12 protein-coding genes are annotated in these 13,157 nt (G+C 41.2%); 1 reads left to right on the plus strand and 11 read right to left on the minus strand.

Going from position 1 to position 13,157, the window contains the following annotated elements; translation table 11 throughout:
• Nucleotides 1–9 precede the first annotated feature (9 nt).
• The 6 genes from clpX to rpsO form a co-directional block, all read right to left on the minus strand.
• A complete protein-coding gene (gene clpX, locus NYR25_05610; protein UWF33080.1) occupies nt 10–1,266 on the minus strand; it encodes an ATP-dependent Clp protease ATP-binding subunit ClpX in 1,257 nt (418 codons plus the stop codon).
• A 216-nt stretch (nt 1,267–1,482) separates the two neighbouring features.
• A complete protein-coding gene (gene tig, locus NYR25_05615; GenBank protein ID UWF33081.1) occupies nt 1,483–2,799 on the minus strand; it encodes a trigger factor in 1,317 nt (438 codons plus the stop codon).
• A 145-nt stretch (nt 2,800–2,944) separates the two neighbouring features.
• On the minus strand, nt 2,945–4,132 hold the full coding sequence (gene tuf, locus NYR25_05620) for an elongation factor Tu (protein UWF33082.1): 1,188 nt from the start codon (nt 4,130–4,132) through the stop codon (nt 2,945–2,947).
• 182 nt (nt 4,133–4,314) lie between these two features.
• Entirely contained in the window at nt 4,315–5,181 is an 867-nt protein-coding gene (locus NYR25_05625) for a hypothetical protein (protein ID UWF33083.1), read from the minus strand.
• Nucleotides 5,181–6,884, minus strand: coding sequence for a ribonuclease J (locus tag NYR25_05630; GenBank protein UWF33084.1), 1,704 nt, complete (start codon nt 6,882–6,884; stop codon nt 5,181–5,183). Before NYR25_05630 ends, NYR25_05625 begins: the two co-directional genes overlap by 1 nt.
• Nucleotides 6,885–7,398: 514 nt before the next feature.
• Entirely contained in the window at nt 7,399–7,668 is a 270-nt protein-coding gene (rpsO, locus tag NYR25_05635) for a 30S ribosomal protein S15 (GenBank protein ID UWF33085.1), read from the minus strand.
• A 203-nt stretch (nt 7,669–7,871) separates the two neighbouring features.
• Between rpsO and rpsT the strand changes: the two genes are divergently transcribed.
• A complete protein-coding gene (gene rpsT, locus NYR25_05640) occupies nt 7,872–8,126 on the plus strand; it encodes a 30S ribosomal protein S20 (GenBank protein ID UWF33086.1) in 255 nt (84 codons plus the stop codon).
• A gap of 26 nt (nt 8,127–8,152) precedes the next feature.
• On the opposite strand, the gene holA is transcribed toward rpsT, so the two are convergent.
• From holA to coaD, 5 genes are all read right to left on the minus strand, one after another.
• The gene (holA, locus tag NYR25_05645; GenBank protein UWF33087.1) at nt 8,153–9,172 is read right to left on the minus strand and encodes a DNA polymerase III subunit delta; all 1,020 of its coding nucleotides are present in this window, start codon (nt 9,170–9,172) and stop codon (nt 8,153–8,155) included.
• The gene (locus NYR25_05650) at nt 9,169–11,304 is read right to left on the minus strand and encodes a DNA internalization-related competence protein ComEC/Rec2 (GenBank protein UWF33088.1); all 2,136 of its coding nucleotides are present in this window, start codon (nt 11,302–11,304) and stop codon (nt 9,169–9,171) included. The genes holA and NYR25_05650 overlap by 4 nt, the downstream gene beginning before the upstream one ends.
• Nucleotides 11,305–11,416: 112 nt before the next feature.
• Complete coding sequence (locus tag NYR25_05655) at nt 11,417–11,899, minus strand: ComE operon protein 2 (GenBank protein ID UWF33089.1); 483 nt, start codon at nt 11,897–11,899, stop codon at nt 11,417–11,419.
• A gap of 16 nt (nt 11,900–11,915) precedes the next feature.
• The gene (locus NYR25_05660) at nt 11,916–12,608 is read right to left on the minus strand and encodes a helix-hairpin-helix domain-containing protein (protein UWF33090.1); all 693 of its coding nucleotides are present in this window, start codon (nt 12,606–12,608) and stop codon (nt 11,916–11,918) included.
• A 59-nt stretch (nt 12,609–12,667) separates the two neighbouring features.
• Nucleotides 12,668–13,150: a pantetheine-phosphate adenylyltransferase gene (gene coaD / locus NYR25_05665; GenBank protein ID UWF33091.1), complete on the minus strand. Its 483-nt coding sequence runs from the start codon at nt 13,148–13,150 to the stop codon at nt 12,668–12,670.
• Nucleotides 13,151–13,157 lie beyond the last annotated feature (7 nt).

The raw sequence follows: 13,157 nt of genomic DNA on the forward strand, positions 1-13,157 counted from the left end.
TTTCTAAAATTACGATGCCTGCTCGTTGGTTAGTTCCACTTCTGGTTCTACCCCGTCAACCACCGTCTTTTTGTTAACCGTAACTTTAGCAACGTTATTCCGGGAAGGAATTTCAAACATAATGTCCCGCATTACGTTTTCAATGATCGACCGGAGTCCCCGTGCCCCTGTGTTCCGGCTAATTGCTTGTTCAGCAATCGCGTGGAGAGCTTGCGGAGTAAACTTCAATTCAACCCCGTCGAGTGCAAGGAGCGCCTTGTATTGCTTAACTAGCGCATTTTTCGGCTCGGTTAGAATCCGAACCAAATCTTCTTCAGTTAATTTTTCCAAAGCCGTTAAAATTGGTAAACGACCGATAAATTCGGGAATTAAACCAAATTTCAGTAAATCTTCCGGAATTACTTGTTGCATCAAGCTCTTGCTTTCATCTAACGAAGTGCTTGCATTCGTACCAAACCCAATCGTTTTATCCCCTAACCGGTTTTTCACGATGGTTTCGATTCCGTCAAAAGCACCACCGACAATGAACAAGATGTTCGTAGTGTTAATTTGGATAAACTCTTGTTGCGGGTGTTTCCGTCCCCCTTGAGGAGGAACGTTAGCAATTGTGCCTTCTAAAATCTTCAGTAACGCTTGTTGGACACCTTCCCCCGAAACGTCCCGGGTAATTGAAACATTTTCACTCTTCTTAGCAATCTTATCAATTTCATCGATATAGATAATCCCGTGTTCCGCGGCTTCGACGTCGTAATCGGCATTTTGCAAAAGCTTAAGCAAAATATTTTCAACATCTTCCCCAACGTAACCCGCTTCGGTTAGCGTCGTAGCGTCGGCAATCGCGAACGGAACGTTCAAAATTTTTGCCAAACTTTGAGCCAAGAAAGTCTTACCTGAACCAGTTGGTCCGATTAAGCTAATATTACTTTTCTGTAATTCGGGCCCATCGTCTTTGGCGTCAGTTTGTGCCATTTTGTTGATCCGTTTGTAGTGGTTATATACCGCTACGGACAAGGTCTTTTTAGCTTCTTCTTGGCCGATGACGTATTGGTCAAGATAGTCTACAATTTCCGCAGGAGTCGGTATGTTAGTGATTTCAGTAGGCTTCTTTTCTGAAGCAAGCTCTTCGTCAATGATCTCTTTACATAGGTCAACACATTCATTACAGATATATACATCTGGACCAGCGATAATCTTTTTTACTTGGTCTTGCGTTTTACCGCAAAAGGAACAAGCAATTTGGTCAGATGTATGTTGATCATCATACAATCCTGTCACCTCTCAAATATTTATACAACCATCATAGCAGAAACCCTAGGGATAAGCCAATTTAAACGTTTCGCTAGGTGGTGTAGGTTATCCTAAATAAGTAGAAAGAGGTTGGAAAATTACCTTTTCCAACCTCTCTAGTGCCGCCACTAATTCTTTAAACTACTGGCAGACATTTCGTAGCCAACTTGGTTACTTCCTACTTTAAAAATTCAATTATTTCTTAGCGCTCTTTTTTGCTTTTGACTTAGGTTCTTCAATTGCTGAGTCCTTAATCAAGTCAACAGCTTGCTTAATTGCTACGTCATGTTTAACCATGTCAGCTGTTAATGCAGAACGAACTGCTTTTTCTTCCATGTTGTATTGTTCAGCTAAGCTCTTGTATTCAGCATCCACTTCTTCGTCAGAAGGATCGATCTTTTCTGCTTCCACGATTGCTTCAAGAACTAAGGTTGTCTTAACACGGTTTTCAGCACCTTCACTAAGTTGTTGGCGAAGTTGGTCTTCTGAAGAACCAGTTAATTGGAAGTACATATCTGGGCTAATACCTTGTTGTTGCATGTTTGCAAGGTATTGGTTAACTTGACGATCAACGTCGTCACGAAGCATTGCTTCTGGAATTTCTTTGATTTCAGCATTGTCAACGGCTGCTTGGATTGCTTCGCTTTCCTTAGCTTCGTCAGCTGCTTGAATCTTGCGTTCCTTGATTTGGTCCTTAGTCTTAGCCTTTAATTCTTCAAGGGAATCAACGTCTTCGTCAACATCTTTAGCAAATTCGTCGTCAAGTTCTGGAAGTTCTTTAGTCTTGATTTCGTGAATCTTAACCTTGAATAGGGCTTCCTTACCTTGAAGTTCTTCAGCTTGGTAATCTTCTGGGAAGGTTACCTTAACGTCAACGTCATCATCCGTGTTGTGACCAATTAATTGATCTTCAAAGCCTGGGATAAATGAGTTTGAGCCAAGTACTAAGTCGTAGTTGGTTGCTTTACCGCCATCAAAAGGTACGCCATCAATGGAACCGTCGAAGTCGATGGTTACTGTGTCGCCCTTTTCAGCTGGCTTGCCCTCTTTTAGTACTAATTCAGCTTGTTGTTCACGTTTCTTTTCAATTTCTTCGTCAACTTCTTTTGAAGTTACGCGAGTGCTTTGCTTAATTACTTTAACACCCTTGTATTCGCCAAGTTTAACTTCTGGCTTAACGGTAACAATGGCACTCAATACCCAAGGTTCGCCCTTTTCAAGCTTTTCAACATCAACTTGTGGTTGATCAACTGGTTCAATACCAGCTTCCTTAATTGCTGCTGAATAAGCATCAGGCAATACGATGTTTAAAGCATCTTGGTATAAAGCTTCTTCACCATAAAGTTTGTTAAAAATTTGGCGTGGTACATGTCCCTTACGGAAACCTGGAACATTTAAACTCTTCTTAGTACGTTGAAATGCTTTATCAACGCCTTCTTTAATCATATCAGTACCAACTTCGAAAGTTAATTTACCTTCGTTAGTACCTGTTTTTTCCCACTTTGCAGTCATTGTGTTCCCTCCGACAAATGATTTATTTCATTACAATTCTGGATTGCATACGCTTATAATCTTAACGTATATAATTCAAAAAGTAAATATGAATATAACAAAAAAACCCGCAAATAGCGGGTTTTTCGCGGGACTAATGTAAATATTAGTCGTCGATTTCTGATACAACACCGGCACCAACAGTGTGTCCACCTTCACGAACAGTGAACTTAGTACCTTTTTCAATAGCAACTGGTTCGATAAGTTCTACAGTAAATGTAACGTTATCACCAGGCATAACCATTTCAACGTTGTCAGGCAATTCGATAACACCTGTTACGTCAGTTGTATGGAAGTAGAATTGTGGGCGGTAGTTTGAGAAGAATGGAGTATGACGTCCACCTTCTTCTTTTGATAGAACATAAACTTCACCCTTGAACTTCTTGTGAGTTTGGATTGAGCCAGGAGCAGCCAATACTTGACCACGAACGACTTCATCACGGTTGATACCACGTAGAAGTGCACCAACGTTATCGCCGGCTTCACCAACATCAAGAGTCTTACGGAACATTTCAAGACCAGTAATTGTAGTCTTCTTAACGTCGTCTTTAAGACCGATGATTTCTACTTCGTCACCAACTTTAACTTCACCACGGTCGATACGACCTGAAGCAACTGTACCACGACCAGTGATCGTAAATACGTCTTCAACAGGCATCAAGAATGGCTTGTCAGTTGAACGTTCTGGTGTTGGAATGTATTCATCAATTGTGTCCATAAGTTCCATGATAACTTTTTCTTGTTCTGGGTCGCCTTCAAGAGCCTTCAAAGCTGAACCGCGGAGAACAGGAACATCGTCACCAGGGAAATCATATTCAGATAGAAGTTCACGAACTTCCATTTCAACAAGGTCAACCAATTCGTCGTCATCAACAAGGTCAGTCTTGTTCAAGAATACAACGATGTAGTCAACACCAACTTGGTGAGCAAGAAGAATGTGTTCACGAGTTTGTGGCATAGGACCATCAGTTGCAGCAACAACCAAGATAGCACCATCCATTTGAGCAGCACCAGTGATCATGTTCTTAACGTAGTCAGCATGTCCTGGGGCGTCAATATGAGCGTAGTGACGCTTTTCTGTTTCGTATTCAACGTGAGCAGTGTTGATTGTAATCCCACGTTCTTTTTCTTCAGGAGCAGCATCAATATCAGCGTAATCTGAAGCTTGAGCTAATCCCTTTTCTGACAACACTTTTGTAATAGCAGCTGTCAAAGTAGTCTTCCCATGGTCAACGTGGCCAATTGTACCAATATTTACATGGGGTTTTGTTCTTTCGTAATGTTCTTTTGCCATTAATACGAACCTCCTGTATGTCGTAAGAATCACTCAGCATTCAAATGAATAACTGGATCCTTTAAAAAATATTATACTACATCCTCCACGAAAGGCAAAGCACCCTCAGAGAATCCTCTAGTATTGTATAATAATCGCCTTTATTTTGTAAACTAAAATATTATAATTATTTGGCTTTTTTATTAACTAGTCATAATACTGTTCATGATTTTGTTTAAGTTGTGAAATTGTTTCACCTCTTTCCCAGCTAAAAACTGGGCTTGCAGCGCTGCCAGCCACCCCGCAGCAGAGGTAAAAATCCGCTTTGGGAAAGGAAATGCTAAGTCATACATTAATCCCCCCTGCTGGGTTAATAACGCTGCTTGTACCGGATCGCTGCTTTGTTCAATTAAACGCATGAGTTCATTTCGTAAATGCTCAGCATTAATTTTGCTCGGGACGACCCGGTATTTTTGCTCATCAAGCCAAATAAAATCTAATTCGCGCGTAACCTGCAAAGCTACCAAATCTTTTAAAATTGAGACGCGGGTGAGTTGACTTAAATAAGGATCCACCAGGTTGTAACTCGCCGCCCGTACGTAATTTTCTCGTGGCAAGTGGTAGGCTTGCGTGATGGCCTTTATCTGATCGGTCATTTTACGATCACCTAAGTGGTAAAAATGGCGCTCATCAGCCCGCACACTTTCGGGAAAGTCCGCTTGGTAACGTGCTTCAGCCTGCTGCAATTGTTCAGCAAGCGGTGCCGCAACCCGCTGGTCGGCCGTGCCCAAAGCTTTCCACGCAACGATAAAATTATTAGTCGCAATCAACGCCTGCAGATAATCCGCAAAAATCGCGGGTTGATGCAAAAAATTGGCCGACTGATTTGCGACCAATTGTAATGCTTCAGGATATTGTTGATTAGCAACGTAAAAATGGTTTAATAGTTCCGCAATCCGGTTTGCCGGCGCTTTTGCGTCAAGCCTTTCCAACATTTGAATTGCCTGATCACGTTTTCCATCATCCCAGAGCGCTTGTGCCTGGGCGAGCTGTTCATCAATTTCCTTCATTATTTTTTCTTACTAACCTTTTTAGCTTTTTTATGGTGCTGGTTAACTTCCATAATCACTGGCAAAATCACCGGACGTCGTTTAGTTTGATCGTAAAGGTACTTGCCTAGTTTGTCACGAACATCTTGTTTTAAGTGTCCCCAATCAAACTCCTTGTTATCTAAGTTTGCCTGCACCGTCTTTTTAACTAGTTTGGAACTTTCTTCAATTAAATCACCGCTTGCCTTAACGTAGACAAAGCCCTTAGAAGTTATTTTAGGTTCCTTAATAATAATTTTCTTTTTCCGGTCGATGGTTACTACCGCAACAAACACCCCGTCTTCAGAAAGAATCTTCCGGTCCCGCAACACGATATTTCCAATGTCACCAACCCCGATTCCATCAATCATCGTGTTACCAACTTCAATACCCTTTCCGTGGAACATTTCACCATCTTGGTACTCTAAAACGTCACCCTTATTAACGATGAAAATTTGTTCCGGGTTCATCCCAACTTGCTCAGCAAGTTCTTGATGCGCAGCTAGCAAACGGTATTCACCTTGAATTGGAATCAAAAACTGGGGTTTGATTAAATTCAACATCAACTGTAAATCGTTGCGGCTAGCGTGACCATTCGCATTTGCCCGGTCAGAAATCGACTTAACTTCAGCTCCAGCGCGGTAAAGCATATCCTTAGTCTTCGCAAAGGTCGTTTCCATCGCGTGGGACGGGTTGGTCGCAATCAACACCAAGTCGCCCTGCTCAATCCGCAACTTGCCGCGTCGCCGTGAGGCCATCTTTTGCAAAGCTTTAATTGGTTCGCCTAATTTACCAGTTTCTAAAATGATGGTTTCTTCCGGAGCCAACTTGTCAAGTTTATTTAACGGAACGATTAGGTCATCATCCGGAATATTAATCTTGTTTAACTTAATTGCCGTATTAACAATTTTTTCTAAGTCGTGGCCGGTCAAAACCACCTTACGACCGGATTGGACGGCAGCGTTAATCACCTGTTGGATCCGCAAAATATTAGATGCGACGGAAGCAACCACTACCCGACCCTCATGATACTTAATAATTTCGGCAATGCTTGCGGAAATCTCAGTTTCGTTTGAAGGCCGTTCAAAGTTTTCTGCATTGGCTGAATCACTTAATAACGCAATTACTTTTTTGGTACCAATCTGAGCCAGTCGACCAAAATCAGTTGCATAACCATCCGTAGCGGTCTGATCAAACTTGAAATCGCCGGTGTACACGATTTGTCCTTCATCACAGCTCAACACAATTCCTAAAGAATCAGGAATCGTATGCGTAGTTTTGAAGAACGAAACCGTTACGTCGCCAAAGTCAATTTCTTTTTTCTCGTCGACTACGTGAAAGTTTTTAAACTTTCGTAATTCTGGGTCATCGTTAACCGTAATTTTTGCTAACGCAATCGTCATTTCCGAACCAAAAACCGGCACTTCAATTTCCTTTAAGAAATATGGTAATGCTCCAATGGCATCTGCATGCCCGTGGGTTAAGAAAATCCCCACAATCCGTTCTTTATTTTCAATCAAATATGAGAAGTCTGGAATTACAATATCAATTCCCAACAACTCATTTTCTGGGTATTTGAGCCCACAATCCAAGATATAAATATCGTTGTGGATCTCAATTGCATACATATTTTTTCCGTTTTCGCGAACGCCGCCAAACGGAATAATTTTTATAACATCACTCATTTTTTCACCTACATTAAATATTCTTTAGTTTCCGCACAATTTATATACTGCTTTAATTTTAGCATAGATTAATTGTCAAAAACAAAAAGCACGCAGGAAGACTTTCCTGCCCAAGCGAGTTTTCCCACAAAATTCATTTAACAAATTTTGTCCAGCTTAAGGTCGCATAACCATTCTTATGTAGGTGAAATAGCCCCATTATTGAGGCCTTCATTGGTAATTTGTTGTGTTAACCAGGTTCCCCATTTGTCGGTACTAACCTAAAAAGCAATCATGCATTAAGCCCCAAATAAATCAGATAAAACTTTAAGCAGCTTTCTAGCTTGTAAAAATTTGATATCCAACCAAGCCTTGCGAAAATCATTAAAATTTAGTCGCCTATATCTAAGTTTTTTACCTGATTGCTTTAGGCAATTAAATTACGTTTTCTGCAAATTACGGCGTCTTTAAATTTTTTCGTTATTCCAAACAAAAAAGCCCCGCAACTAAATGCAGAGGGCTTTTTTGACTAATTTTAACGACGAAGGCCAAGACTCTTGATTAAGTCACGGTAACGTTGTACGTCTGTCTTACGTAGGTAAGCAAGTAAGTTACGACGGTGACCAATCTTCTTCATCAATCCACGTTGTGAATGGAAATCCTTACGGTGAACACGGATGTGTTCGTTGATTTCGTTAATGTCAGCTGTCAAAACTGCGATTTGTACTTCTGCAGAACCTGTATCGCCTTCGTGACGAGCATATTTTGCAATAATTTCGTTCTTCTTTGCTTGTGAAATTGCCATTTTATCCACCTCATTCTTTAAATTGCCCATAACTGAGTGAATCGTCGGCAGATCGATAGACTAAGTAATGGGTTTGCTTTTATAAGCACATCCTAGTTTACCGAAACTCAAAACTTTTTTCAAGTTTATTCGAGCATTGCATTAATAACGTAGTTTCTGTATAATACTACTGTTGTATTAAGCATACTCTGGAGGTGAATAATATGCCAGTTATCAAATCTGCAATGAAACGTGTTCGTACAAACGAAAAAGCTGCTGCTCGCAACCGTTCCCAATTGAGCGCAATGCGTACCAGCATTAAAGCATTTGAAATTGCTGCTAAGAACAACGCTGAAAACGCTAATGAACTTTTAAACACAGCTTACAGCCGTATCGACCGTGCTAAAACAAAGGGTCTTATCAAGGCTAACAACGCTGGACGTAAGAAGTCTCGCTTAGCAAAAATGCTTGCTAAATAAAAAAACACCGGTGATCCGGTGTTTTTTTATTGCCATCCGTTTTTAAATTTAACTAGAAACAGCTCAAAGAGCTCTTGTGGGGGTCTTTGGGTTGTTTTTAATTGCTCTTCTAAAGCCAACAAACCTAAAAACGCACGCTTAAGGCTGACCATATCAAATTGGCGCACCGCCTGCATCGCTAGTTTAATCCGGTACGGATGGGCCTTTAATTCTTGAGCAAGTTTTCCCTGAGAAAATCCCCGCTCCGTTAAGACCTTAACCTGCAAAAGTAACCGAAATTGGCTAACTAAGGCCGCGTTAATTCGGAGTGGTTGTTCTTGATTAAGTAATAAAACGGAATAATCCGCAATTGATTGGCGAACATCCCCTTTCATCAGCACCTTAATTAGGTCAAAAACATTTTGGGTTAGACTTTTGGGCACTAATTTTTGAACCGCTTCTAAATCAATGCTTTTGGAATCGGCCGCGTATACCGTTAATTTTTCCAGTTCATTAATTACTTGTGCCAAGTTATTTCCGGTACGCAAAATTAGTTCTTCAACTGCTGGTCCCGCAATTTGAATTTGTCGCTCGTTAACAAACTGTTGAATTAACTGCCGAGTATCAGCCTCTTTTGGCGGGTTAGCGTCAATGACGGTGGCCTGCTTTTTCAGATCTTTAACAATTTTTTTTCGGCCGTCAAGTTTATCATATTTAGCCGCGAACACTAAAATCGTCGTTGGTTCCGGTTGTTTCAGGTAATTTATCAAGCCGTCCAAATTAAACTTAACTTTGGTTTTTTCTCCCGTTAAAAATACCGGATTATTAGCGATAACTAGCCGGTAGTCCCCAAAAAATGGCGAAGACTGCGCATCATCTAATAGCAAGCCTAAATCGGTATTTTCTAAATCATACGTACCCACGTTCATCACTTGCTGGTCTTCTGGAATTAACGCGGTTAGAATTTTTTTGGCTGCGTTTTGGATGTAGCTATCCGGGCCCTCAATCAAGTAAATTGGTTGCAGGTTTCCCTGAGCAACGTCTTTTTTTAAATCAGTAAGTTTCATTGAACAATGCTTCCTTTTTTATCAATTCCTACTTTCCATCTTCCCATACCATTGAAAAAATATCTATAAGAAATCATCCCGTAATCTTGCGTGGACACCGTCGGAATGCGTAATTGCCGTAAGCGCTCAACCACTTCCGGATTTGGGTGGCCGTACCGGTTGTTTCGTCCCGCCGAAACGACCGCTAATTTAGGAGAGATCGCGGATAATAATTCAGACGAATTGGCAGTTTTGCTACCATGGTGCCCTAGTTTAAAAATATCTACCTTGCCAATCGATTCGGGATTTTGCAGTAGTTTTTGCTCCCCGTTAGTATCTAAATCACCCGTCAATAAAATTCTTTTTCCGCCAAATTTACCTTCAAGCACTAATGAATCTTCGTTTGCACCCTTTCCCGGCCGTTCTGGATATAAAATCTGCAACGGTAGACGGGCAACTTGAGCACCTTTTAATACCGCCACGATACGGGTTTGGTGAAGATACGGTAAAATTTGGTAACGAAAATTATCCGTTTTTTCTACCCCCGCGGGAAAGAGTAGCTGACGCACCTTTAAATTCTGTAAAATCACCTTTGCTTCTCCAACGTGATCAACGTCTTGGTGAGTTAAGCATAGTGTGTCAATTTTACCGATTCCCATACTTTGTAAATAATTAATTGAACTATTTTTAGCAATTGAAGAAGCCGTTTTTGACCGGGAACCAAATTGCAACTTGCCGCCCGTATCAACCATGGTAACCGATCGGTTAAACGGTTCTCGAATTAAGATACTGTCCCCCTGCCCCACATCAAAAAACGTAATTTCACCAAAAGGAAGTATATGAAAGTAAATCCCAGTCACCAACCAAGTTAGCCAATAAATTTTACCCAGTCTTTTCTTTAAACTTTGCGCGTTGCTTGATATCAACTTTAAGGCGATTATCAAAAGAAAGCACACCAACCATCGCCCGGGTTTTCCAATCAACAAAAGGCCTGGTAACCGATCTAACTGTTGCAGCCCCCATTCCACTCCCTTGATTGCTTGGTTAATTAAGCCGGCAGTCAAGGGAACGCAAAATGCAGTTACCACAATTGGAATTACCAAACTTGAAAAGATCGGCACACATAGTAAATTAAAGAGTACCGTCAAAAGATGGATTTTGTACATCGAAAAAAGAATGATCGGCACTTCAACTAAAAATAATTTAAATGAAATTTCAAGGCTATTCGTCGTATTTTGACTAATTAGCACCAAAGACAATATGTAACTTAATTGGCCGCCCATTTGAAGGAGAACGAATGGGTTTACCCAAAGGTTCATCAATAAAACTACGCACCAAATTTCAATTCCACTCAAAAAATTCAACCCGAGGCGTTGCGTCACCAGCTTAATTAAAACAAGCGTTACGGCTCGAAAGAGGCTAGTACTTCCCCCTCCGAGAATAAAGTAGATCGGTAAAATCACTATTTGAATGGTCACCAGAGTTTCCCGATCAATTCGTAGCCAAACCCCGATTTTTTCGATTAGCCTGACGAAGTAAAAGACGTGTAATCCAGAAATACAAAACAAGTGGATAATCCCTAAGTTACGTAATTTTTCACTATTTTCTTTTAAAAAATCAGTCTGTTCGCCTAAAATAATTCCCGCACAGTAACTCCGTAATGGTTCTGCAAAACGTTGGCAACGATCGAGAAGCCTTTTTCGCCAGTGGTGAACCCATGCTGAAAAGTTGCGTAAGGGTAACTGCTGCGCGGCAACTAACTGCGCTTTGCTCAAATTGTAATAAACTTTTTTTCCGTACATAATGCGCCGAAAATCAAATTGGTTAACGTTAGTTGGTTGCGCTAAGGGTCCCAAATTTCCCTTAACCGTAAGCTCTAAATCTCGAGTATTATTTCGTAGTTTCTGTATTGCTTCGAATTGGTCAAGCGGGATAAAGGCTTGCACTCCCTGATGGTCAAAGCTGTTGTCAAACGCGTGGATGCTGAATCCATCATCCCGAATTTTAACTTCGTCAGGATGGACTTTCAACGTTATTCGAACATTTTCGTGATCCTTTTGGTGTTGCACGATAAAGTGAGACTCTTGGATGAAATGCCATCCGAAAAGTGTCCCCAGGACCATTACTTGTATTACTGGTAAAAGTTGCTTCAAACAGCTAACTCGTAGCAGCCAAATTGCTCCTAATATTAAAAAAACTACTGATCGGGTAAAAATCCACCCGGATAGCCAAAAAACCGTCACCGTTGGCCAAATTAAAGAACGATTACTTTCCATCCCTTAGCAATGTTTTAATGTCCGTTTTTGCTAGATCTTCATCCGTAAATTTGATTTGTTTAACCGCAACATTTTTTCGTTTTAAAAGCGCTAAAGCATAGGGATCGTTATTATAGTTACGTAAATAATTGATCTTGACGATCCCCGTTTGTAAAAGCATTTTGGTACATTGTAAACACGGAAAATCGGTGACGTAAATTTCCGCCCCGTCAGTCGCTACACCAAATTTAGAGCATTGCAGTACCGCGTTCATTTCCGCATGAATCGTCCGTACACAGTGTCCGTCAACTAAATAGCAGCCTTCGTCTAGACAATGCACGTCCCCACTGACCGAGCCGTTATATCCCCCAGCGATCACCCGGCGATCGCGGACAATAATTGCTCCCACGGAAAGTCGTTTGCACGTACTCCGTAGAGATAACAATAGTGCTTGCGTCATAAAATATTGGTCCCAATCAATTCTTTTATCCATTTTTAACCACCCTTTTTTAAACCGTAATTGAATCCTTTAATCCTGCAAAAATTTTATCACCAATTCCTTGGACCTGCTTTAAATCGTCAATGGTCTTGAAACCTCCCCGTTCTTCACGATAACTAATGATTTGGTCCGCTTTTTTATCGCCAATCCCGTTCAACGTCAATAATGCCGCTTTATCAGCCGTATTAATGTTCACTAAGTCACTGGTTGATGAAGAGCTGGTTGAGCCTGATGCCAAACTAGCACTCCCAGAATTGTTCGCAGAACCCATTAGTTGTTTAGGATCAAAATCCTTAATTTCTCCCTTAATGGGGATATACACCACCTGTTGGTCACTTAATTGTAGCGCCATGTTAATGTTTTTCCGGTCTGCAGATTTAGTTAGTCCACCGGCCAACTCAATTCCGTCGACCACCCGCATACCTGGTTTTACTTCGTAAACCCCCGGATTTTTGACGGCACCCTTCACGTCTACCATTAATTTCTGGTTACCGCCCGCTTTAGGCGAATTACTGGACGTCAGAGTTGCAGGAACGGAGCTAGCTGAAGCACTAGAGTCCGCCATCATCATTTTTGAATCCTCCTGAGATCCTTGCGTAACCGATTTAGGCCAGAACAAACTACCAACCAACAGGCAAAGTACCATTAAGATGCTTCCTATTATAATTGGTTTTTGGTATTTTTCCCAAATTTCTTCCCACATTTGTTCCCCTCCTCACCTATATATACAAAAAAAGACCGAATTTTTTTCCGGTCTTTAACTTATTTATTTTTTAAACGACTTATTAATTGCAGTTCTACCGCATCCGGCACCAGCCCGTGGATGCTACCACCCATTTTTACCACTTCTTTTATTAAGCTCGAAGAAGTGAAATTCCATTTTGGATCAGCTGGCAAAAAGACGGTTTCTACTTGATTGGCCAAGAATTGGTTCATTTGTGCCACCTGGGTTTCAAAATCTAGGTCGGCAGCATTGCGAACCCCCCGTACTAAAACGTCTGCTTGCAACTCTTTAAACGTATCCACCGTTAGCCCTCGTGCGCTGGTAAAACTCACGTTATCTAGCCCTTGCACAGCCGTGGTTAGTAAATTAACCCGTTCCTGGGGTGAGAACAGCGGCTTTTTATTTGTGTTAATAGCCACCACCACCACCAATTCGTCGAAAATTTGGGCGGCACGGCGTATTAAATCCACGTGTCCGTTAGTGACCGGGTCAAAACTACCCGCATAAAGCGCCTTTGTCATTGTATTT

It is taken from the genome of Pediococcus acidilactici, assembly GCA_024970065.1.
Classification (GTDB): Bacteria; Bacillota; Bacilli; order Lactobacillales; family Lactobacillaceae; genus Pediococcus; species Pediococcus acidilactici_A.